The sequence below is a fragment of the Duganella sp. 3397 genome (genome assembly GCF_031456625.1).
Lineage (GTDB): Bacteria > Pseudomonadota > Gammaproteobacteria > Burkholderiales > Burkholderiaceae_D > Rugamonas > Rugamonas phyllosphaerae.
Map to the genome: position 1 here is coordinate 635,354 of NZ_JAVDVB010000004.1, position 24,904 is coordinate 660,257.

At 61.8% G+C, this 24,904-nt stretch carries 10 protein-coding genes; 4 read left to right on the top strand and 6 right to left on the bottom strand.

Translation table 11 applies throughout. The annotated features are described in order from the left end of the window. Positions 1 to 21: 21 nt before the first annotated feature. Both J2X54_RS15655 and J2X54_RS15660 read right to left on the bottom strand, forming a co-directional pair. Positions 22 to 2,736, bottom strand: coding sequence for a TonB-dependent receptor (locus tag J2X54_RS15655; RefSeq protein WP_310181860.1), 2,715 nt, complete (start codon positions 2,734 to 2,736; stop codon positions 22 to 24). A gap of 307 nt (positions 2,737 to 3,043) precedes the next feature. After that, on the bottom strand, positions 3,044 to 4,687 hold the full coding sequence (locus J2X54_RS15660; RefSeq protein ID WP_310181862.1) for an NAD(P)/FAD-dependent oxidoreductase: 1,644 nt from the start codon (positions 4,685 to 4,687) through the stop codon (positions 3,044 to 3,046). A gap of 717 nt (positions 4,688 to 5,404) precedes the next feature. On the opposite strand from J2X54_RS15660, the gene J2X54_RS15665 reads away from it, so the two are divergent. Then, on the top strand, positions 5,405 to 8,314 hold the full coding sequence (locus J2X54_RS15665) for a TonB-dependent receptor domain-containing protein (protein ID WP_310181864.1): 2,910 nt from the start codon (positions 5,405 to 5,407) through the stop codon (positions 8,312 to 8,314). A 454-nt stretch (positions 8,315 to 8,768) separates the two neighbouring features. Further along, positions 8,769 to 11,678 (top strand): TonB-dependent receptor domain-containing protein, encoded by a 2,910-nt coding sequence (locus J2X54_RS15670; RefSeq protein ID WP_310181866.1) that lies wholly within the window; start codon positions 8,769 to 8,771, stop codon positions 11,676 to 11,678. Between the two features lie 91 nt (positions 11,679 to 11,769). Here the strand turns inward: J2X54_RS15670 and J2X54_RS15675 are convergent, their stop codons facing one another. Continuing rightward, a complete protein-coding gene (locus J2X54_RS15675; RefSeq protein ID WP_310181868.1) occupies positions 11,770 to 12,498 on the bottom strand; it encodes a 16S rRNA (uracil(1498)-N(3))-methyltransferase in 729 nt (242 codons plus the stop codon). A 144-nt stretch (positions 12,499 to 12,642) separates the two neighbouring features. On the opposite strand from J2X54_RS15675, the gene tkt reads away from it, so the two are divergent. After that, positions 12,643 to 14,637: a transketolase gene (gene tkt, locus J2X54_RS15680; protein ID WP_310181869.1), complete on the top strand. Its 1,995-nt coding sequence runs from the start codon at positions 12,643 to 12,645 to the stop codon at positions 14,635 to 14,637. 49 nt (positions 14,638 to 14,686) lie between these two features. Next, positions 14,687 to 15,697, top strand: coding sequence for a type I glyceraldehyde-3-phosphate dehydrogenase (gene gap / locus J2X54_RS15685; protein WP_070250547.1), 1,011 nt, complete (start codon positions 14,687 to 14,689; stop codon positions 15,695 to 15,697). A 63-nt stretch (positions 15,698 to 15,760) separates the two neighbouring features. Here gap and J2X54_RS15690 read toward each other — a convergent pair whose 3' ends face one another. From J2X54_RS15690 to glnE, 3 genes are all read right to left on the bottom strand, one after another. Then, complete coding sequence (locus tag J2X54_RS15690) at positions 15,761 to 18,613, bottom strand: TonB-dependent receptor domain-containing protein (RefSeq protein ID WP_310181872.1); 2,853 nt, start codon at positions 18,611 to 18,613, stop codon at positions 15,761 to 15,763. A 175-nt stretch (positions 18,614 to 18,788) separates the two neighbouring features. Next, positions 18,789 to 21,728 (bottom strand): TonB-dependent receptor domain-containing protein, encoded by a 2,940-nt coding sequence (locus J2X54_RS15695; protein ID WP_310181874.1) that lies wholly within the window; start codon positions 21,726 to 21,728, stop codon positions 18,789 to 18,791. Between the two features lie 230 nt (positions 21,729 to 21,958). After that, the gene (glnE, locus tag J2X54_RS15700; protein WP_310182084.1) at positions 21,959 to 24,745 is read right to left on the bottom strand and encodes a bifunctional [glutamate--ammonia ligase]-adenylyl-L-tyrosine phosphorylase/[glutamate--ammonia-ligase] adenylyltransferase; all 2,787 of its coding nucleotides are present in this window, start codon (positions 24,743 to 24,745) and stop codon (positions 21,959 to 21,961) included. Positions 24,746 to 24,904 lie beyond the last annotated feature (159 nt).

Below are 24,904 nucleotides of genomic sequence, written 5' to 3' on the forward strand. Positions count from 1 at the left end.
AACTGTCTAACTGATGAGAAGTTAGAAGTTGTAGGTACCGCGTGCGTAGAACGTACGGCCCATTGGATCGGCGTAGCGCGGATCGTAGCCAGCCTGGAAGGTGCCCGACTGGTACGACAGCGGTGGATCGCGGTCGAAGATGTTGCGTACGCCAAACGTCAGGGTCAGACCTTTGATGGCCTGCCACGAGCCGTAGCCGTCGACCGTGGTGTACGAAGCAACGCGATGGTTTTCCACCTCTTCGTTTTCCTGGTCCAGATAGCCGGACTTGTAGCGTGCGGTCAGGCCGGCACCGAACTTGTCCTTGTTCCAGGACAGGTTCATGGTGTTCTGCCAGCGGAAGATCACGCCATCACCGTTGAAGGTGCCCAGCTTGTTGTTCAGTTGGTCGCCAATGAAGTTCTGGTACTCATACTTGTGTACCCAGGTGCTGTTCATTGCGAAGTTGAAGTTGCCATAGCCCGAAGTACGCAGACGGTAGTTGGCCGCCAGATCGACACCGTTGGTGTTCACGTCGCCCAGATTCTGGTTACGCAGATCCAGGTAGCCGCAGGTGAGCGGGTTAGGGCACTGCGAACCATCGGTTGCCAGGTCGCCCTGTGGGTTGCGGCGATAAGCGGAAGCGAACTTGACTGGATCACGCAGCACGTCAGCGTCTTGCAGGGTGCTGATTTGCTGGGTCAGGCGGATGTTCCAGTAGTCTGCCGACAGCGTCAGGTTAGGCACGCCTTCCCAGACGATACCCAGGGTGCCGGTTTTTGAACGTTCAGGCTGCAGCGCGGCGTTACCACCGTTGAGTACCTGGAACTGCTGGCGGCAATTGGAGCCGGCAGTTTTACCAGGGATCGGGGTTCCGCCAGGGCAGTTGATCGGGTCGTTCAGCGTGTTGGCAGAGTTGGTGTAGGTGTTCTGTGCGTTGATTTCATACAGCGACGGGGCACGGAAACCTTTCGAATACGAACCACGGAACAGCACGGTGTTGACCGGCTTGTAGGTGAAAGAGAACTTCGGGTTGGTGGTGTGACCAAAATCGCTGTACTTGTCGTAACGCACAGCAGCGGTGACGTCCAGGTTTTTCAGCACCGGCAGGTTCAGCTCGCTGTAAAACGCCGACACGTTACGCTTGCCCACGCTCAGGGTGTTCGGGTCGATACCGGTCGAGGCGACGACGCGCTCGGCGAATTCGGTATTGGCCGCGCTACGGAACTCCTGGTGTTCGTATTGCGCGCCCAATGCCAGGCCAGCCTGGTGGCCGGTCTTGAACCAGTCGCCCACTTCCCGCGAGAACTGTACGTCCGCGCCCTTGTTGGTGCCCTTGGCGTTCATGATGTTGCCGGCCAGAGCGGAGCTGTTGATCAGCGCGGTGCCAGCAGCATCCTGGTCGCCGAAGACGTTGATCACGCCATCGCGCACGCCGGCGGTAATCAGGCCGCCGTCGCTGTAGCCCGACAGGTTTTGCTTGACCTTGTTTTCGTTCCAGGTCAGAGCCGATTTGTAGTCCCAGCCGCCGACGTTGCCTTCCAGCGACAGCACTGCGCGCTGTTGCTTGTTGATGTTTTCATCCTGACGTGGGCCATGTGGCAGATCGCGCCAGCGAGCGCGCACGAAGCCTGGGCGTACGCCAGCGGTCTGGCTGCCGACTGCATCCATATAGGTTGGCGACAGGCCGGCGACGCCAGGGGTCGAGCCGTTGCCTGGGAAGTAAGGATTCAGTGAGCCGTCCGGACGCAGACGATTGATGTACAAACCACCGTACGGCACCGGTGCGATCGTGGTTTCAACCTTGCTCTCGGTCGAGAGCAATTCCAGCGCGAGTTGGTGGTTGGCGTTCAGGTTCAGGGTGCCCTTGACCAGTCCGGTGGTACGTTCCGTTTTTGGAATGTAGTCCACGAAGGCCGAGGTGGTCATTAGGCAGCCGCCGTTGCCGTCAGGGATCAAGAAGGTACCATTGGTGCAGCTTGGCGCTGCCTGGTTGCCGCTAATGTCGCCCTGGAAATAGTTGGCTGGGCTGGTTGATGCCGACAGGCCGCCAGCGTAGCGCTTGTTGTAGTCGCGGTTGGTGCCGGTCAGGGCTTTCTGCGCCTGGTGGTCGACCATGGCGAAAACGTTGTAGCCGTCTTCGCTCAAGTCGCCAAAGCCGACGCCGATGTTGGCGTTGTTGGAGGAGCCACCGCCGTGTTGCGACGAATCCGCGCCCACGGTAACGGTGCCACCACGGTAGTCTTTTTTGGTGATGAAGTTGATTACGCCGCCGACTGCGTCGGAACCGTACAGCGACGAGGCACCGTCACGCAGCACTTCGACGCGCTCGAGGGCCGCGAAGGGAATCATGTTCAGGTCGGGAGCCGAGCTGTCGAAGGCGTTGTTTGCCAGGCGACGGCCATTCAGCAGGATCAGGGTCTTGTTGGCGCCGATACCGCGCATGTCCGCGAACGACGCGCCGCCGGTGCCGGAACCTACGGTCTGGCTGGTGCCTTGGCTTGACTGCGAAACGCTCAGGTTGGACATCACCTGTTCAATGGTGGTGATGCCTTCTTTTTTCAGGTCGTCCATGCGTAGAACGGTCACTGGTACGGCAGTTTCAGCGTCGATACGCTTGATTGCCGAACCAGTAATTTCCACGCGCTGGATCGGCGCGTCGGCTTGTTGGGCCAGGGCTGGTTGTGCCAGCACGATCGCAGCACCGCCTGCAAACATCACACGCAGTGAACGCGAAATCACGGTTTCCATCATCATTGTTACAACTCCCAGGATTTGTTACTTTTTTTCGAAAAATGCTCGTTCGGCTAATCAATGCACAGATTGACCGGAGGCGAGTATGTAACCATCGCTGTCCAGTGTGGTCAATACGAGCACTGTAACAACTTTGAAATAAACAACACTTTTCTCGGTATTTAAAACAAAAACCGATTTTCTTACAAACAAATACAAAAGTTTTTAGAAGTTATTGCTCAGTTGTGCTAACGCCGCAGAATTTCTGCCTATCGATATAGAAAAGCTGGCAAGGGGCGACGTAAGATACATCGCCTATGCGTGGCAGAGGTCAGGCTTTCGCCTGCGCCGCCGCCATCGACAGCGCCACCGCTTCCGCCACCTTGATGCCATCGACGCCTGCCGACAGGATGCCACCGGCATAGCCGGCGCCTTCGCCCGCCGGGAACAGGCCCGCCGTGTTCAGGCTTTGCAGGGTGTCGTCGCGGCGCTTGATGCGGATCGGCGACGACGTGCGTGTTTCCAGCCCGGTCAGCACCGCGTCGTGGCGGAAATAACCCTTGAGTTGCTTGTCGAACGCGGGGAAGGCCTCGCGCAGGGCCGTCACCGCGTATTCCGGCAGGATCTGCGCCAGGTCGGTCAGGTGCACCCCCGGCTTGTACGACGGCACCACGGCGCCGAACTTGGTCGAGGCACGGCCGGCGACGAAGTCGCCCATCAGCTGGCCCGGCGCATCATAGGTTCCACCGCCGAGCTCGAACGCCTTTTCTTCCAGCCGGCGCTGCAACTCCATGCCGGCCAGCGGGTGGTCCGGATAGTCGACCTCGGGCGAAATACTGACCACGATGGCGCTGTTGGCATTGCGCTCGTTGCGCGAATACTGGCTCATGCCGTTGGTGACCAGGCGGCCAGGCTCGGATGCGGCCGCCACCACCGTGCCGCCCGGGCACATGCAGAAGCTGTACACGGCGCGACCGTTGGACGCGTGATGCACCAGCTTGTAATCGGCCGCGCCGAGGATCGGGTGGCCGGCATTGGGGCCGAAGCGGCAGGCGTCGATCAGCGATTGCGGGTGCTCCACCCGGAAGCCGATCGAGAACGGCTTCGCTTCTATATAGACACCACGGTCGTACAGCATCTGGAAGGTATCGCGCGCGCTGTGGCCGATCGCCAGCACCACGTGGTCGGTAACGACCTTTTCGCCGCTTTCCAGCATCACCGCGCGCACCTGGCGGCCGTTGGCGGTTTCTTCGATATCGATGTCGGTGACCTTGCTGTCGAAGCGGTATTCGCCGCCCAGCGCCTCGATGGTTTCACGCATCGCTTCCACCATCTTGACCAGGCGGAAGGTGCCGATGTGCGGCTTGCTGACGTAGACGATTTCCTCGGGAGCACCGGCCTTGACGAACTCGGTGAGCACCTTGCGGCCGTAGTGCTTGGGATCCTTGATCTGGCTGTACAGCTTGCCGTCCGAGAAAGTGCCGGCGCCGCCTTCGCCGAACTGCACGTTCGACTCGGGATTGAGCTTGCGCTGGCGCCAGAAACCGAAGGTGTCCACGGTGCGCTCACGCACCACCTTGCCGCGCTCGAGAATGATGGGCCGCAAGCCCATTTGCGCCAGCAGCAGCGCCGCCAGCAGGCCGCACGGGCCGATGCCGATCACGACCGGGCGCTGGAAGTCCGGGTGCGCCGCCAGCTGTGCGCCGTCGGCAACGAATTTGTAGGCCATGTCCGGCGACGGCATCAGGTGGGTGTCGTGGCGGCGATGGGCGAGCACGGCGGCTTCGTCCGCGACCTCGATGTCGAGCGAATAAATGAGGACGATGGCCGATTTTTTACGGGCATCGTAACTGCGCTTGAAGACGGTAAAGCCGAGCAGGTCTTCGGCTGCGATGTCGAGCCGCGCCAGGATGGCGGCCGGCAACTCGGCTTCGGTGTGGTTCAGGGGGAGTTTGACTTCATTGAGACGCAACATGGTGTAGTTCCGAAAAGTGCAGGGCTCCGTATCTAGCGGAGAGCGGTGCGGCCGCGCATGGCGCGAACGCAGGCCGCTATTTTACCCTTCCTGACAGCAACGCATCCAGCTGCCGGTATCGCCATCGACACGAAAACGCGCCATTAAATAGATGAGTTATTTATTTGTGTAATAAATATCGCTGGCATTCGCGTTGTTACGGAACAACGAACCACGCAGGGTGAAAACAATATTGAGTTCGTCTTTAAACCGATCGAGCAGCTTAAATGTTCATTTATTGTGCAGGACGGTGGCGCCGATTAATGAGAATCGTTTTTTCTTGGCCAGCGCTCAGCCGCTGCATTGCAGCATGAAAGCAAAAAAAAAGTTCTTTCATCAATATTTATTTTGGAAAAAATAAATTTCAACGAATAAAATTCCATATTTGTCATCTACCTGGCTTGACGCCAATGGCTCTTGCAGGATTTATTCCGGCACCCGATGCACCAACCCGTTTCGCGTCGCACCATTTTGGGATGGGCCTGGTCAGGGCAGAAATTTCCACCCGTATATAGACAAAGCAAACGCCAAATGTTTTGATGCTGTGGACTCAGATACAGAACGTTACAAACGTAGGCGTCCGGCCGGGTGCCTGCGAAAGATGGTAATAAGCGCCTCGAAAAGCGGCGTAATTCAGGTATTTCCCGGCAACGGGAATTCAACTACGGGAGCTTCAGAATGATTCAAGAGAAAAAGATGTCACTGGCCATGCGTGCCGTGTTCGCCAGCGGCATGCTGGTAGGCGCGTCGGCGGTCATGCACAACGCGGTAGCGCAAGAAGCCGCGCCTGTCAGGATCGAACAGGTGCAGGTGACGGGTACCCGTATCACCACGCCTGGCACGACCTCGACCAGCCCGATCTCGTCGGTGAACTCGGAAGAAATTCGCGCTTCCCAGCCTGTGGCCGTCGAAGAATTCTTCAAGAGCCTGCCTGCAGCGGTGCCTGCCATCGGCGCTGGCGTCAACAACGGTTCCGGTGGCGGCGCCACCATCGACTTGCGCGGCCTGGGCCCGAACCGCTCGCTGGTCATGATCAACGGTCGCCGCCTGGTGCCGTTCAACCTGAGCGGCGCGGTCGATACCAACTCGATCCCGCTGGCGCTGCTCAACCGCGTCGATCTGCTGACCGGTGGCGCGTCGGTGTCGTACGGCGCCGATGCGGTCGCCGGCGTGGTCAACTTCAACCTCAAGCGTAACTTCACCGGTCTCGACGTATCGACCTCGTACGGCGGCACCACCGGCGACCGTGACGGCAAGCGCAAGCGCACCGATTTGACCATGGGCGCCAGCCTGGACGAAGGCCGCGGCAACGTGGTCCTGAGCATCGGCAAAACCAGTGCCGATCCGGTCACCCAGGGTTCGCGTCCTTACGGCGTTACCAGCCTGAGCTCGGTAACCGGCCGTCCAACCGGCTCCAGCACCACCGTTCCGAGCGGTTTCGCTGTCTCGCAGGGCCCTGGCGGTACCGGCACGCTGTCCGGCAACTGGCAGATCGATCCTGCCAGCGGCCGCCTGGTGCAGCCGCTGGTGCAATACAACACCAATCCGCTCAATTACTACGCGACTGGCCTGGAACGCACGCAAGCGACCTCGCTGGCCAACTACCGTGTGAATGACCATGCCGACGTGTATGCCGAGCTGTTCTACACCACCAGCAAAGTCGGCTCCACGCTGGCGGAAACGGGTACTTTCGGCAACGTCTTCAACGTACCGATCGGCAACCCGTACATTCCTGCCGCCGCGCGCCAGCAGATCTGCGAACGCCGTGGCATTACTGCGGCCAATTGCGTGCCTGGCAACGCCACCATGGTGCCGATGACCGTCAACCGCCGCTTCGTCGAACTGGGACCGCGCCTCAACAACTTCGACAACAAGAGCCTGCAATACACGCTGGGCGTAAAAGGCGACGTCGCCTTCGACTGGACCTACGACGCCAACTGGACCCGTGGTTCGGCCGACCAGACCCAGACCCGCCAGAACTGGGGTTCGCTGTCGAAAGTGACCCAGGCGCTCAACGCATTGAACACCACCACTTGCGTCAACACCGCCAACAACTGCGTGCCGCTCAATGTGTTCGGCGCCGCCGGTAGCATTACCCCCGCGCAACTTGGCTTCATCAATTCCAGCGCGCTGCTGCTGCAAAATGTCAAGCAAGACGTCGCGTCGGTGAACTTCTCGGGCAGCCTGGGCAGCACGTTTGTGAGCCCGTTTGCCAGCGAACCGATCACCATGGCGATCGGCGCCGAGCAGCGCAAAGTGACCGCCGGCACCCAGTCGGACGCCGCCTCGCAAATCCAGGCCGAAGTGCTCGGTACGGGCGCGCCGACCCCGGACAGCAGCGGCAGCTTCCGCATGCGTGAGTACTACACCGAAGCGCAAGTACCACTGATCCGCAACCTGCCGTTCGTACGCGAACTGAACGGTGAGCTCGGCTACCGCCGCACCGAATTCAGTGTCGCCGGGGCAGAAAAGAGCTACGGCAGCTGGAAAGGTGGCGGCGACTGGTCGCCAGTCAAATCGCTGCGCTTCCGTGCTTCTGTCCAGAAGGCTACCCGCGCGCCGAACGTGAACGAATTGTTCCAGCCGCTGATCACCGGCCTGTCCAACGTCGCGGTCGATCCATGCCAGCTCGCACTGATCAACCAGGGTCAAGCCAATACCGCAGGAACCTTGTCGAACCTGTGCCGCCTGACCGGGGTACCGGTCAGCGAAATCGGTTCGTTGCCGGCACCATCGTCGGGCCAGATCAACAACCTCACCGGCGGCAACCCAGCCCTGGGGCCTGAAGAAGCCAAGACCAAGACATTGGGCTTCGTCTGGGAACCAGTTGCAAAACTGGCCATCTCGGTGGATTACTATTCGATCAAGCTCGAGAAGGCAATTGCCAGCCTGAGCACGACCGATATCCTGGATCGCTGCTACCAGACCCAGTTCAATCCATCGTTGGCCTTTAACGACTCGTGCGCCGCCATCGGCCGCAATCCTGCCAACGGCACCTTCAACGGCGCCGGTTCGAGCGGTGTTGCCACGCCACTGTCGAACTCGAGCCGCCAATCGACCAGCGGCTACGACCTGAACGTGAACTACAAGCTCGGCGCCAGCCAGATCAACCTCGATCCGAAGTTCGGCATGTTCGACCTGGGCTTCGCCCTGACCCAGGTGCAATCGTTCAAACTGGGCGAGCGCGATTGCCTCGGTTACTACTCGGTGGCATGTAACAGCATCAACGGCAGCACCGCACCGGTGTACAAGCGCAAGTTCAACCAGCGCCTGACCTGGAACGTGGGCGACTTCGCGCTCGGCTACAACTGGCGCTACCTGAGCTCGACCGATGTCGAGCCAGGTTCGGGCACCTACCTGCCGGAATTCTCGCATATCAAGGCCCACAGCTACGTGGACCTGTCGGGTGTGTGGAACTTCAGCAAGAACCTGCGTTTCAACGTCAGCGTGAACAACGCTGCCAACAAGAAACCACCAATCGTTGGTGCCAACGTCTCGACCACCGCCATGGATAGTGGTAACACCTTCCCGAGCGCCTACGATGCCATTGGCCGTTACGTCACCTTCGGCGCCAACCTGAAGTTCTAAGCTGAACTTACGGGCAAGGCTCCTGGCCTGGCAGGGCCACAAAAAACCCGCGTCTGCATCATGTGCACCGCGGGTTTTTTTATACACAGAATTTTGCTGCGTTAGCACAATTGCCATGCCACACAGTGGCGCTGACCGGTTTGCGTACCGGGCATTCGAATAGTGTTGTTGCGCCGCCGTAAAAATGTTGTTGCACCAAAAATGGGCGGCCCCGCACTAAAGTGGGAGGTTTGCGCACCGTTTCCGAATAAGCTATGGCGAAAAATAATATTAGAAAAATTAATGTGTTGTTTTACGGTGATATCTACATGCAGTTGAATTGACATGATTCAAGCCGGCATGGTTTTATGTAACCGTTGAGTCACATTTGTAATTGTTGACACACTGATCAGGATCACCTTACCCGGCGGATCCATAAAAAAATTCAGATACACACCCAGAAGGAGTTTTTTTCATGAAGTTGCGTATCAAACCTATGCCTGTCGCGATCTTGCAAGTGATTGCAAGCGGTGCATTCTCCGTTGCAGCACTCACTCCAGCGATGGCCCAGCAGGCCAGCGGCACCGAGCCCGTACAACGCGTCGTTGTGACCGGTTCGCTGATCAGCCGCACCGATACCGAAACCGCAACGCCGGTGCAGGTGATCACCGCCGCTGATATCCAGCGCAGCGGTAAAACCTCGGTAGCTGAACTGCTCAGCGATCTGGCTTCCAACGGCGCTGGCACCCTGGGCACCGGCTTCTCCGGCGCATTCGCCAACGGCGCTTCGGGCATTTCGCTGCGCGGCCTGAGCGTCGGCGCGACCCTGGTACTGCTCGACGGCCACCGCGTGGCCCCTTACGCGATCGGTGACGATGCCCAGCGCTCGTTCGTCGACGTCTCGAACATTCCATTCGATGCCATTGAAAGCATCGAAGTCCTGAAAGCTGGCGCATCGTCGCTGTACGGCTCGGATGCTGTGGCCGGCGTGGTCAACATCAAATTGAAAAAGAGCTACAACGGTACGCGCCTGTCTGCTGAAGGCGGCACCACCCAGCACGGCGGCGGCACCACCAAGCGCGCGTCGTTCTCGACCGGCTTTGGTGACCTCGATGCCGACGGTTACAACGCCTTCGTGACCGCAGAATATCGCCGTCAAGGCGGTATCAAGATTTCCGACCGTCTGGGCAATGACTGGAATGACCGCGACTGGACCGCCCGTGGCGGTAACAACCTGACCCTGGGCGTGCCGACGTCGTTGAATAACATGTTGACGCAGGCTAACACGCCGTACCTGTTCAATCCGTCGGGACCGGCCTTGCCAGGTACCAATCCTGCGACCAATCAGCCGTACAGCGCTACCGATAACCCTGTCAACTACCAATTCCTGAATTCGAACTGCGATTTCACCAGGTACCGTGCAGGGCAGTGCGCAGTGGCCGACAATTCGTCGTTCATCCAGCCAAAAACCGAAAACGTCAACGTGCTGGCCGGCTTTACCAAGAAGCTCGCTGGCGACTGGGAAATGGGCGTCAAGGGCTCGTATTTCCGTCGTGAAAGCTCCAACAACCGCGGCGTGCCACCAGTGTTCTCGCCCACCAGCTTTGCGGGTAACACTGCGCTGAGCCCGGACGGCACCCTGACCCCTCGCGTGGGGGCCCTTGGCGCCACTACGTTCCCTGCCGGTTCGGCTGTGGGCGCAGGCATCACCAATAATCTGCCGGGTACCGCACGTCTGTACGGTTACGTACCAGGCACGGCCGCAGCCAGCACCTCGGACAACACCGCCACGGCTACCCGCTTGGCGCTGGATCTGAACGGTACGGCATACGGTTGGGACATGCGCCTGGCCGGTGGTCTGACTGAATCGAAAGTCGAGATCGACTACAGCGGTTACATCGACCGCAATGCACTGTACAACTCGCTGCGCAGCGGTACGTTCAACGTGCTGGGCGGTAACTCGCAAGCGCTGACCGACACCATCTCGCCACGCTTCTCGAACACCAACACGTCCAAGCTCAACTACGCCGACGCGACTGCCAGCCGCGAGCTGACCCAGCTCGGCGCCGGTCCGCTGATCTTCGCAGCCGGTCTGCACTGGCACAAACGTGAATGGGATGCGCCACCGTCGGCCCTGACCGCCAACGGTCAGGTCGCCAGTACCTCGCCGTTCGTGTTCGGATCGGAAACCAATACCGCAGCATTTGCTGAGTTGCAAGCGACCCTGATCAAGAACGTCGAAACCAGCATCTCCGGTCGTTATGACCGCTTCGACACCTACGGTCACTCGTTCACCCCGGCTGCCAACTTCAAGTGGACGCCATCGAAGCAGTTCGCCCTGCGCGGTAACTTCGCACGCGGCTTCCGTGCACCGAACCCGGCGGAATCGGGCAGCGCAGGTTCGTTCTTCTCGTACAACGCGATTAACGATCCTGTCCTGTGCCCAACCGGCGACACCAAGGCAGTTGGCAGCGTACCGATCTATTGCAGCTTCACGCCAGTGTTCGTGCAACAGACCAGTAAAAACCTGTCGCCGGAAAAATCCAAGTCGTATGACCTGGGTATCGTGCTGGCACCGATCCAGGGCCTGGGCATCACGTTCGATTACTACAAGATTGAACTGAGCAATCAGATCGTCAGCGCTGCTACCAGCGATCCTAACTATGTGCCATCTTTCGTTCGTGGCGCACCGGTCCAGATGGATACCGTGCAAGCTGACGGCTCGATTGCTTCGGTACTGTCGCCAGTCGGCCCGGCACTGTATGCAACCTCGGGTTATATCAATGCCGGTAAAACCACCACCAGCGGTATCGAAGCGGCCATCAACTACCGCTTTAACCTCCCAGACGGCATGGGTTCCCTGCGTACCGACCTGAGCGCTGCGCACACCTTCGACTACACCCAGAGCGTCAATGGCGTCAGCTACCAGCTGGCTGGCACGCAAGGTCCGTCGGGCGTTGGCGGTGCTACCGGCAATCCGAAAAATCGCGCGCAGTTCTCGCTGACCTGGGCCCGTGGTCCGCTGGATGTCACCACCAGTGTCAACTACACCAGCTCGTTCTCGTCGCTTGACCCATCCGTGGGCGGCACCGATTGCGCATCGACCGGTACCGATGTTGGCGGCCGTAACTACTTCGCCAACACGACCCAGCCTGACAGCTATTGCCGCGTTGCTTCGTTCACGACGACCAACCTGAACCTGCAATACAAGGTCACGCCGAACCTGACCCTGAAAGGCACGATCCTGAACGTGTTCGACAAGGCGCCGCCGATCGACGTCGGCACCTACGGCAACTCGGGTGTACAGACCGCCTACAATGCTTCGCTGCACCAGGCAGGTGCTGTTGGCCGCTTCTTCAGCCTGGGTCTGGGCTACACCTTCTAATAGAAGGCACGGGGCGGCAGCGATGCCGCCCACGTAAAAAGGGCAGGATGACGTCGTCATCCTGCCCTTTTGTTATTGGGCGCGGCGGAAATTACATGCCGCCCCAGGCGGCCGCCAGGATCGCCAGCGCCGCCAGTCCTGCCGTTTCGGTGCGCAGCACGCGCGGGCCCATCGACAGCGATACGGCCCCGGCGGCGATTGCCGCCGCTTCCTCTTCGTCGCTGTAGCCGCCTTCCGGGCCCACCAGCAAATCCACGGCGTGTGGCGGCGTGTCGCGCGCCCACTGTGCCAGCGATTGCTCCGCGCGCGGACTGAGCAGGATACGCCGTGGGCCGTTGGCGGGCGCCGCCAGCCAGCGGTTGAACTCCTGCACCGGCGCCACCGTGGCCAGCCGGTTACGTCCGCATTGCTCGGACGCGCTCACCACCACGCCCTGCCAGTGCGCCAGGCGCTTTTCCGCCCGCTCGCCGGACAGCCGCACCACCGAGCGGCGCGCCGTCAGCGGGACGATGGCCGTGACACCCAGTTCCACCGCCTTTTCCACGATCCAGTCCATTTTGCTGCCCTCCGGCACGCCCTGGACCAGGGTCAGCGCGAACGGCAGCTCGGCCTCGCGCGGCGCATGGCCGCGCACTTCGGCGCTGGCGGCGCGACGCCCCAGCTCGGTCAGCGCGGCCGTATATTCGCCGCCTTCGCCGTTGAACAGGGTGACCAGGTCGCCCTGGGCCAGGCGCAGCACCTGCACATGGTGGGCCACGGCGTCGGGCAGGGAAATAATCTGGCCGATGGCCAGTGGCTGGGGGCAAAAGAAGCGGGGCATGGCAACCGTCGGGAGTGGGATAAAAGCGCAATTTTAAATGGTGGGTGTCATCGTCTGGTAAAATAATGGGCTCAGCAAGCGTCGTGCGCGTCTGGTTAGTGCACACCTTGCACTCAGTTTTCATACTTTCGCGATTGACCTACGATGACTTCTACGCTCCCCACCACCAAGATGGCCAACGCGATCCGCGCGCTGGCAATGGACGCCGTCCAGAAGGCCAACTCCGGCCACCCAGGCATGCCGATGGGCATGGCAGAGATCGCCGTTGCGCTGTGGAGTGGGCATTACAGCCACAACCCGGCCAATCCGAAATGGGTCAATCGCGACCGTTTCCTGTTGTCCAATGGCCACGGCTCGATGCTGCACTACGCGCTGCTGCACCTGTCCGGTTATGCCGTGACCATGGATGACATCCGCGATTTCCGCCAGATGCATTCGAAAACCCCGGGCCACCCCGAAGTCGATATCACGCCCGGCGTGGAAACCACCACCGGTCCGCTGGGCCAGGGCCTGGCCAACGCGGTCGGCATGGCGCTGGCCGAATGGCTGCTGGCAAGCGAATTCAACAAGCCGGGCCTGGAAGTCGTCGACCATTACACCTATGCGTTCCTCGGCGACGGCTGCCTGATGGAAGGTATTTCGCACGAAGTGTGCGCGCTGGCCGGCACCCTGGGCCTGTCCAAGCTGATCGCGCTGTACGACGACAACGGCATCTCGATCGACGGTAAAGTGGAAGGCTGGTTCACCGACGACACCCCGGCCCGTTTCGAAGCTTATGGCTGGAACGTGATCCGCGACGTCGATGGCCATGACGTGGCTGCCGTTTCGGCCGCGATTGCCGCTGCCAAGACCGCCACCAAGCCTACCCTGGTCTGCTGCAAGACCGTGATCGGCAAGGGCTCGCCAAACCTGCAAGGCGGCGACAAGGTGCACGGCGCGGCGCTCGGCGACAAGGAAGTGGCCAATGTGCGCGAGTACCTCGGCTGGTCCGCCGCGCCGTTCGAGATCCCGGCCGACGTGTACACCGCGTGGGACGCCAAAGAAGCGGGCGCCGCGCAGGAAGCCGCCTGGACCAAGCTGTTCAACGACTATACCGCCCAGTTCCCGGCCGAAGCTGCCGAACTGACGCGCCGCATGGCCGGCGACCTGCCAGCCGCGTTCGAATCGACCCTGGCTGCTGCGATTGCCGCCACCGTCGAGAAAAAAGAAACCATCGCCACCCGCAAGGCCAGCCAGAACGCCATCCAGGCGCTGGCGCCGGTGCTGCCGGAATTTTTGGGCGGCTCGGCCGACCTGACCAGCTCGAACCTGACCAACTGGAAAGAATCGGTGGCCGTGCGTTCGGGCAAGCCGGGCAACCACGTCAACTACGGCGTGCGCGAGTTCGGCATGGCTGCCATCATGAACGGCGTGGCCCTGCACGGCGGTTACATCCCGTTCGGCGCCACCTTCCTGACCTTCTCCGATTACAGCCGCAATGCGCTGCGCATGGCCGCGCTGATGAAACAGCGTTCGCTGTCCGTGTTCACCCACGACTCGATCGGCCTCGGTGAAGACGGTCCTACCCACCAGTCGGTCGAGCACATCTCGTCGATGCGCCTGATTCCGAACCTCGACAACTGGCGTCCATGCGACACCACCGAATCGATGGTGGCGTGGGGCGAGGCGGTCAAGCGCAAGAACGGTCCATCGACCCTGATCTTCTCGCGCCAGAACCTGCCGTACCAGGAGCGCAAGCCCGAAACCGTGGCGGCGATTGCCCGGGGCGGCTACGTGCTGCAGGAAGTGATCGACGCCAAGGTAACCCTGATCGCCACCGGTTCCGAAGTGGAACTGGCCGTCGCTGCTGCCTCCGCGCTGAACGCTGAAGGCATCGCTGCACGCGTGGTGTCGATGCCGTCGACCGACGTATTCGACCGCCAGGACGCAGCGTACAAAGCCAGCGTATTGACCAAGGGCGTGCCACGCGTGGCGATTGAAGCCGGCGTCACCGATTTCTGGTACAAGTACGTGGGCCTGGAAGGCGCCGTGGTCGGTATCGACAGTTTTGGCGAGTCCGCGCCAGCGAGCGTGCTGTTCAAGCACTTCGGCTTCACCGTGGAAAATGTTGTCGCGAAAGCCAAACTGGTCATTGCTTAATCTATAATTGCTTGTTTAGTACAAAATTTTTTCTAATCAGGAGCAGAGTATGACGATCAAAGTTGCAATTAACGGCTATGGCCGCATCGGCCGCAATGTACTGCGCGCTTTCTACGAAGGCGGTAAAAAGCAGGATATCCAGATCGTTGCGATCAACGACCTGGGCGACGCCAAGTCGAACGCCCACCTGACCCGCTACGACACCGCCCATGGCAAGTTCCCTGGCACCGTGGAAGTTGACGGCGACAACATGATCGTGAACGGCGACGTGATTCGCGTGTTCGCGCAGCGTAACCCGGCAGAAATCCCATGGGGCGATCTGGGCGTGGACGTGGTGCTCGAGTGCACCGGCTTCTTCACCACCAAGGAAAAAGCTTCGGCCCACCTGAAGGGCGGCGCCAAGAAAGTCATCATCTCGGCACCAGGCGGCAAGGACGTTGACGCCACCATCGTGTACGGCGTGAACCAGGACGTGCTCAAGTCCACCGACACGGTGATCTCGAACGCTTCGTGCACCACCAACTGCCTCGCGCCGCTGGTCAAGCCACTGAACGACGCCATCGGCGTGGAAACCGGCCTGATGACCACCGTGCACGCTTACACCAACGACCAGGTACTGTCGGACGTGATGCACGAAGACCTGCGCCGCGCCCGTTCGGCCACCATGAGCATGATCCCGACCAAGACCGGCGCTGCCGCTGCGGTTGGCCTGGTGCTGCCGGAACTGAACGGCAAGCTCGACGGTTTCGCGATCCGCGTTCCGACCATCAACGTCTCGCTGGTGGACCTCACCTTCATCGCCAAGCGCGACACCACCGTTGACGAAGTCAACGCGCTGATGAAAGCGGCTGCCGAAGGCGCGCTGAAAGAAGTGCTGACCTACCAGACCGAACCACTGGTTTCGATCGACTTCAACCACAATCCGGCGTCGTCGAACTTCGATTCGACCCTGACCAAGGTCTCGGGCCGCCTGGTCAAAGTCTCGTCGTGGTACGACAACGAGTGGGGCTTCTCGAACCGCATGCTCGACACCACCGTCGCGCTGATGAACGCCAAGTAATTCGTTGCACGTAAAAAAACCCGGCTTGCCGGGTTTTTTTACGCCTGCCAAAACTGAGCCGGGTTAGCGGAACTTGTACTCGGCGGTGATGCGGACCGAGCGGCCGGTAACATCGGCGGTGTTTTGAGGAATCACGCCGCCTGCGGAGTCGAAGTCACGCAAGTCCAGCGGCGGCCGGCGGTTGGTGATATTGCGGACGAACATGCTGACGGTGAGGTCGCGGACGCCGGTGTAACTGACGTTCCAGTCCAGGCGGCCATAGGCCTTGATGCGGCACTCGTCGGCCGACCAGCCGAGGTCGGCGCACCCCGCAGCGGTGTAAGTCTCGTCGAAGTAATCGCCGTTGAGCGCGGTCTTGCTCTGGTAAATCAGGCGCAGGCTGTTGCTGAAGTCGCCCGTCTTGAGCGCGGCCGTCACGTTGGCAACGGTTTTGGAATAGCCATAACGGCCGGCCAGGTTATCGCCGTAACGATTGAGCGAGCTGCTGAAGTTTTTCAATTCAAGCAGGTACGTGGCGTTCGCGCCCAGGTCGAGGCGGCCGATACCGGTATTGAAGCGCGTGTTGGCCGAGACGTCCACGCCGCTGGTCTTGGTGCGGGCAACGTTCAGGAACGAACCGTTGGTGGACGTCAGGGCGCCAGCAGTCACGCCATAGGTTTGTCGTTCGGCAGCGGTGAAGGTCTTGTCGGCACTCAGGTCGGCGCGCCCGATCGTACCTGGCGCCTGATCGGCTTCCGCTGCCAGCAGCTCGGCGGTAGTCTTGATGCCGATTTCGTCCTTGCGCTCGATACGCCAGTAGTCGAGCGAGAAATTGGTGTTCTTGACCGGCTCGATCACGAAACCGACCGTGCCCATGTGGGTGGTTTCGGGCTTCAGGTTGGGGTTGTTGCGCACGACGCTGGGCACGCCGGCAGCACATTCGTTACCCTCGACCGTATCGGCGCGCGCCAGCCCCAAAGCTTTGTTGGGATCGCTGTCGGGCAGCGCGTCGGATTGGGCACGCAAGGCATCGGCCAGGGCGCGGGCCTGCGGACAGCGCTTCAGATCGACGACGCCGTTGTCGAAGGCGAATTTGTTCGACTGTGCGCTCTCGGTCAGGTTGGGCGCGCGGAAGCCCGATTCCAGGGTGCCGCGCAGTGCGAACGCTGGCGTTGCCTTCCAGATCGCTGCCAGCTTGGGCGACGTGTGCGCCTTGAAGCCGGGGAATTTGTCGATGCGCGCTGCGGCGGTAACATCGAGCGTGGACGTCACGGGCAAGCTCACTTCGGCAAACGCAGCCTGGGTGCTACGCGAGGCATCGGCCGTGGCCGAGCCGTAGCCGACGATATCGCCTTGCAGCAGATTGTCGGTCGGCATGATCTTGAATTTTTCATGACGCAGTTCCGCGCCCGCAGCAACGTTGATGGCGCGATCGGCGATCTTGCCCACTTCGCCGGTGAGCTTGGCATCGACAAAGTACTGGGTGATCTTGCCGTCATAGCCGTTGACCGGGAACAGCGAGTTCAGCACTTCCGGGCTGTTGACCTTGCCGATCTGGTAGCCGCGGTTAAAAAAATTGGGGTCGTTGACGGTGACGATGCCGGTCTCGCGGTCGGTGGTGTAGTTATCGTAGTCGCCCACCTGCTGCTTGAAGCCGCTACGGCTGAGCGCACCAGCACTGCGCAGCTTGGTCTTGCTGCCCATCACGCCAGCAGCCGATTCCCAGTCGAAACTGCGCCAGTTGCCCTTGAGGCCACCGAGCACGCGGTACTGGTCGCTGGTCGCATCTTGGTAGGACGGCGCATCGGCCCAGCGATAGCGCAATTCGACATTATCGCCCGTGGTGTTCAGTGGATGCGTGGCTGGCAGGCTGTGGTAAATGAAGGTCTGGCCGGCGCCCCAGACCGTGTTGGGATTGGTGGAGCCATAGGTGCCAAACGCACTGGTGTAGCTGGTCTTGGTGTGCGAGTAAAGCGCCTCGCCAAATGCTTCGGTGCCGCCGCCCAGGTCGAATTTGGCGGACAGCAGACCATTGACCCGATCCGCCTTGGGCACAGCTTCGAAGCGGCTGAAACGGTCATACACACACAGGCCGGCGGAGTTGACCGTGGCGCAGCCGGGTACCGCACCCTGGCCGATCAGGTTGCCCGGATAGGAATACGTGGACGGCGCACCAAGGTTGCCGAACATCAGGCCGCTGCCCGGGGCCACCGCCGAGAACTGCTTGCCATAGCCAGGGTTGATATCGTCCACCACGTCGCGCCACAGCACTTCGCCGCGCTTGAAGACTTCGACGTTGGCCAGCACATTGTATTTGTCGTTGACCCAGTCGCCGAAGCCTGCCGTGATGCTGGCTTTCTTGGTTTTGAATTGTTCATTTTTGACCGACTGGTCATAGCTGGCGCTGGCCTGCACGCCCTGGAAGTCGGAGCGGGTGATGATGTTGATGACGCCGGCCACGGCGTCGGAACCGTAGATCGACGAGCCGCCGTTGCGCAGCACTTCGATACGTTCAATGGCGTCGATCGGCAGCGAATCGAGATTGGTGAAGACTTCGTTGTAGTCGGCCAACGCATACGGCGCCACGCGGCGCGAGTTGAGCAGGACCAGGGTCGACTGCTTGCCGAGATTGCGCAGCGAAACGGCCGAAGCGCCGCTGGCGAATGAGTTGGAGCCGCCGATGTCGGACAACGCGCCGGTGGAGGAGGTCAGCGTTTCCAACGCTTCCTTCACTGAATTGACGCCAAGCCGGGTGATATCTTCACGGCGCAGGATCTCGACCGGGGTTGCCGTCTCGACGTCGAGACGCTTGATGTTGGAACCAGTGATGACGACCTTTTCCATGGACCTGGCGCTGTCTTCCTGCGCGACGACGTGAGACGAGGCCAGCGTGAGCGCAACTGCAGTCACGCCGGCTTTTAAAGCAATCTTCTTCATTGCAACTCCCGGGTATGTTTTTTTAGGATGCCTGCAAGTGTTGTCCGTGCAGTGCATTTTTAGTATAGGAGCGCCGCGATTAGTTGAATGAAAAGTCATGCAAATACAACACTATTTCCTTTCCTAACTGTAATGTTCTAACGGCAATCGTTGTTTTTATGCACCAAACCAGTGCCTACAAGCTGACCCGCAAGCCCAGGTAGTAACGCCGTCCGATCGGGTCGTAGGTGGACGCATCGGTTTCGGCGCCGGTGGTGTTGCCGGGCAGGCCGCTGATGATTGGCGGCGGCTTGGCGTTGAAGGCGTTGTCCAGGCCCAGGTAGAACTGCACCGACTTGCGCAGGTCGTAGGTGAACTGGAAATCGTTGTAGGTGCGCGAACCGATCTTGACCGCGCCGGGTGCGATGTCCAGGCTCTTGAGGAACTGGTCGTCGAGCGCGACCGGGCCGTTGTAGGTGGCGCTCCAGTTCAGGCCGAAGTCGCCCCACTTGTAGGCGGCGTTCAGTACGGCCTTGTTGCGCGGCGCGTTGACCTGGCTGGACGTGACTTCGCCGACGTCATTGTTGCGCTGGTCTTCGGGGCCGGGCGTGGCCTGGGTCCACAGTTCGCGCAGACGGGTATAGGCCAGCCGCGTGCTCAGCCGGCTCGGACCCACGCGCCCGGCCCACGCGGCGGTGAGGTCGATGCCTTCGGTGCCAAGGCCGCCGCTATTGGTGACCGCCGTGTCGCTGTACTCGATCGAACCGGCCGCCAGGTTGCCCACGGCCACCGGGCGGCGCGTGACGAACGAGCAGAATACCGGGTTGCCGGCGTTGTAGCACTGGTCCAGCGCGTACTGGCGCTCAGTGGAGACGATGGCGTCGGCGATGTCGATCTTGAAGTAATCGACGGTGAAGGTAGTACCGGCCAGTGCCGGGATCGAGCGCGGTGTAAGCACCAGGCCGACGGTGGTGGAGCGGCCTTTTTCCGCCTTCAGGTCAGGGTTGCCCGAGTTGTAGCCGCTGATGCCCTGGCGGTCGGCCTGCTGCAAGGTGAACACGCCGCCATTGGCAGCCATGTTGGCCTGCACGCCGAGCGCGGCCATGCAGTTGACCGCCAGTGGCGAGGTCATGCCGGCAGTGACGCCTTCGCACGGGTCGACCAGGCCGGTGGGGAAGTCCTGCGTGGGTGACTGGTACAACTCGTTGATATTGGGCGCGCGGGTGGACTGGGCGCGGGTGGCGCGCAACTTGATGTCGGGCGTCACCGTCCATTCGCCGCCCGCGTTCCAGCTGTTGGTGCTGCCCACGGTGGAGTAGTCGCCGTGGCGGAACGTGGCCAGCAGCGACAGGTCGCGCGCAAACGGCCGGTCCTTGAGCAGCGGCACCCGGGTTTCAACGAATACCTCGCGCACCTGGTACTTGCCGTAGGTGGGCGGCGTGGCGTTGCCGGCGTTCAGACCCGCCTGGGTCAGTGGATCGGGCACCGCTTCCGATTCTTCGCTGCGCCACTCGAAGCCGGCCGCCAGGCCGATTCTGCCGGCCGGCAGTTGCCACAACTCGCCGTTGACCGAGGCGCCGGCCAGTTTCTGGGTGACCGACGTGAGCAGCGAACCGGGCGCGGTGACGTACTTGAGAGCGTCTGGCGTGATGGTGTTGAGGCCGAAAATGTTGATCGGCACGCAGCCCTCGGCCACCGCGTTGACATCGCGGCACACCGGTGCGCCGTTGGCGCCGCTGCCGGGGATGGCGTCGAGCGCGTAGCGCAGGTTGGGCACGTTGACCTGGCCGGTGGAGTTTTGCGCTTCCTTGGTGCGGCCGTAGCTGACGAACGCCTCGTAGTTCCAGTCCCGGACATTGCCCTTGAGGCCGGTGGCCAGGCGGAAGGTGTCGCGGTCGGCCTGGGCGCGGCGCGGACCGAACTCGGACAGGCGGCGCTGGAAGTAGTAATCGGGAATGCCGTCGCCGTCGTTGTCGCTGATGCGATCCCACAGGTACTGCGGCACCAGCGGATTTTTCACCAGCGCGCCGTTGACCAGCGCCCCGGCCGGCACCTGGCCGCTGCCCTTGAACACGTCGTCCGCGCCGAGCGGGAACGACTCGATATTGGTGGTGGTCTTGGTGGCGGCATACGTGCCCTCGAAGAAGGCGCTGAGGTTTTCGTTCAGGGCGCGGGTGCCGTTGAGGGCAAACAGGTAGCGCTCGGTGGGCACGGCAATGGCGCGCAGCGCCGAGCGGTTGTAGCCGGTGGCCGGGCCGTTCTCGCCGTTGGTGTCCCAGGGGATGACGTTGCCATTGGCGTCGTAGGTAAAATCGGTGTCGCCGTCGCCGATGAAACGGCCGGCCGGTGCAAAGCCGGAGTAGTAGGGGCGGATCGGCGTGAAGGCCAGGTCGGGCCGGCCACGGGTAATGGCCGAGGTCTGGTCCACCGCCGCGAACGGCCGGTCGCGCGAGTACACCGCGCCCTGCCTGGTATAGCCAAAGTGGCCCATCAGGTTGCTGGCGCCGTCGGCGCTGGTGGTGCCGAAGGTGATCGACAGCTTGCGTTTGTCGTCGTCGCTCTCGTGGCTCTGGCCGGCCTGGGCGTCGATCACCAGTCCCTCGAAATTGCGCTTGAGGATGATGTTGACCACGCCGGCCACGGCGTCGGACCCGTACGTGGCCGAAGCGCCGCCGGTGAGCAGTTCGACCCGCTCGATGAAGTCGGTGGGGATGGTGTTGAGATCGACCGCCGTGTCGCCGGGCACGCCGGAAACGAAACGGCGGCCGTTGACCAGCACCAGCGTGCGCGAGTCGCCCATGTTGCGCAGGTTGACGGTGGTGACGCCGCCGCCCGAGGTGAGGAAGTTGGAGTTGGTGCGGCTGAGCGCAGGCGTGCCCATGGTGGGATTTTTTTGCAGCAGCTCCTGCAGGTTGGTGGCGCCCGATGCGGCAATGTCGGCCGCGCCCAGCACTTGCAGCGGCGACGGCGATTCGGCGCCGGGCGAGGCGATGCGCGAGCCGGTGACGAGCACCTGCTGCACCGGCCCGGCCGGGGCAGGCTGGTCCTGCGCATGGGCATGAATCAGCGGCAGCGCCAGGGCAGCGCCGCAGGGGATGAATCGAAGCAAACGGTACAGCTTTTTCTCTGTGAACATTGCGACTCCTCGTGAGTGGTTGACACCGCCTGGCGGTGGCCGCTGGCGGCAAACCGCCCGGCGTGATCAACTAATTTCGCACCGGAGTACGGCTGTGTAAACGAGCACACGCCAGGATTCTCAAAAAAGCAACAATGTTATTTTTACAGCAGAGTTAGCTGAACAATGGCTGCAACAGGCGAAAAAAAGCCGGGAAAAGTCCCGGCTGCGGCGCTGGTTTGCAGGTGGGATCAAGTCGCCATACGCGGACCGAACAGCTGCTCCCACAAGGTCAGGACATGCCGTACTTCACCCGCCACCAGCGCCGGCTCGACCCGCGCCAGGTCCTGGCCCTGCAGCCGTAACTGGTGCTGCAGCTTGCGCAGCTTGCGGTAGGCATTGCCCACTTCGGCCGCCAGGTCGGTGTCGATCAGGCCGAGGCCGGCCATCATTTTCAGCAGGCCGATATTGCCCATGTTGACGGTCAGTTCCGGATAGGTGTGCGCATATTGCAGCACCAGGTACTGCACCATGAACTCGATGTCGATCATGCCGCCGGCGTCCTGCTTGAGGTCGAACAGGGCGGTGGTGTTGGGCTTGGCGTCGACCATGCGCTTGCGCATGGCCACCACTTCGGTGCGCAGCGGACTGTCGGCCGGGCGCTCCTTGCGCAGCACGGTGTCGCGGATCTGGTCGAAGCGCTGGCCGATGGCGGTGTCGCCGGCGCAAAAGCGCGCGCGCGTGAGCGCCTGGTGTTCCCAGATCCAGGCCGAGCTGGTCTGGTATTTTTCAAACGCACCCACGCTCGAGACCAGCATGCCGGAGGCGCCGTCGGGGCGCAGCGCGGTGTCGATGTCGAACAGGATGCCGGCCGAGGTGTACGAAGTCATCCAGGTGATGAAGCGTTGCGCCAGCTTGGCGTACTGGGCCGGCGCGTCCTGGTCGGTGTCGTCGAACAGGAAGATCACGTCGAGGTCGGACACGTAGCCGAGCTCCTTGCCGCCCAGCTTGCCGTAGGCGATTACCGCGAACTGCGGTACCTCGCGATGGCGCGTGGCCACGGTCTGCCAGATCGCCTGGATCGATGCATCGACGATGGTGTCGGCCAGCGCCGACAGGTGGTCGGCCAGCCGTTCCACGGTCAGGTCGCCGGCCAGGTCCTGGGCCAGCAGGTGGAACAGCTGGGCGTGGTGGATTTCGCGCAGGATGTCCATCTGCCGCTCGGTGTCGCCGGCGGCGGCGTCGAGTTGCAAACGCAGGTCGGCGGCCAGGCTGACCGGATCGAACACGGCGTTGCGCACGCGGTCGTCGAGCAGTTCGTCGAGCAGGATCGGGTGCTGGCTGAGGAACTTGGCGGCCCAGCCGCTCGCATGCACCATGCGGATCACGCGCACCAGCGTGTGCGGGTACTCGGTCAGCAGCGACAGGTAGGCCGAGCGGCGGGCGATGGCCTCGAGGAAGTCGAGCAGCCGGCCCAGCGTGGCGTGCTGGTCGCCGCCGGACTCGCGCGCGCAGGCGACGATCAGCGGCGCCGCCGTATTGATCAGCGCCTGCAGGCGGTTGCGGCTCGCCTCGGGCAGCGATTGCAGGCGCGGCGCCTGCCAGGTGGCCACCAGGCGCTTGGCCGCGCCGGCAGCATCGGCGAAGCCGAGCGCGGTGAACTGCGCCACCATGGCTTCGAAATTGTCGGGATCGGCGCAGTCGTTGCTCGATTGCAGTTCGATCTGGTGCTCGTTCTCGCTGGTCTTGTCGGCAAACATCTCGTCGAACTGGCCGGCGACGAACTGGCGGTGCGCCTCGAGCTGCGCCAGCAGGGCCGGCACGTCGGCCGCGCCCATCATGTCGGCGACCAGCTGGCGATCGGCGTCGCTGGCGGGCAGGGTATGGGTCTGGGCGTCGTCGAGGTATTGCAGGCGGTGTTCGAGGTTGCGCAGGAACGTGTAGGAAGCGAGCAGTTGATAGACGATCGTGTGCGACAACAGCCCTTTTTCGGCGACGATGCGCAAGGTGCTGCGGGTGGAACGCTCGCGCAGGGCAGCGTCCCGGCCACCGCGGATCAGCTGGAACACCTGTGTGAGGAATTCGATTTCGCGGATGCCGCCGCGGCCCAGCTTGACGTTGTTGCTGCGGTCCGGGTGCAGGCGCTCCTGGCGGTTCACTTCGGCGCGGATCTGGGCGTGCATGGTGCGGATGGCGTCGATCACGCCAAAGTCGAGGTAGCGGCGGAACACGAACGGCCGCACGATGGCGTCGAGCGCGTCGATGTCCTCGGCGCGGCCAGTGACGGCGCGCGCTTTCACCCACGCGTAACGCTCCCATTCGCGGCCCTGGACGATCAGGTAGTTCTCCACCATCGACAGGCTGGCGGCCAGCGGGCCGGAGCCGCCGTTTGGCCGCAACGCCATATCGACGCGGAACGTGTAGCCATCTTCGGTGATCTCCGCCAGCGCGGCGATCAGCTTCTTGCCCAGGCGAATGAAATACTCGTGGTTGGACAAACCGCGCTGGCCGGGCCCGGCAGCCGTGTCGCCATCTTCGGGATACACGAAGATCAGGTCGATGTCGGACGAGACATTGAGTTCGCGTCCGCCTTGCTTGCCCATGGCCAGCACCATCAGTTCCTGCGGCACGCCCGACTCGCGGCCCATCGGCACACCGTGGTTGGCGCGCAATTCGGCGTCGATTTCCGCCACGTGTTTTGCGATGGCGAAGTCGGCAAAGCGGGTCATCGCCTCGACCACTTCGCCGAGGTCGGCGCGGCCTTCGAGGTCGCGCCGGATCAGGCCGCACACCAGCAGGTTGCGCAGGCGCCGCATGGCGCGAACCAGCGGCAGCGGCGGCGCACCCTCCGCACTGGTACCCACACCGGCCACGGCTTCCTGCGCCAGGTAAGCGTCGAGGTCGATTTCAGCCAGGTTCAGCAGGGCGATGGCGTCCGACTTGGCGGCGCGGTCCGGGGCCGCGGCCAGCCAGCGCTGGTAAAAACGGGAAACGGTAGGGGCGATCATGGACTGGCAATGGCTCCGTTGGAAATTAATCGGGAAAATGCGTGTAAAAACACCGGTTCGCGCGGCCTGCCGCCGCTGTGCGGTCTCCCCGATGCGGTAGAATCCCTGCAAGCACGACCGGCTTGAACCCGATGTGGCAGTGATTTAGCGATAATTGTATGCCTGGCCAGGCTTTGAACCGAATTTTTA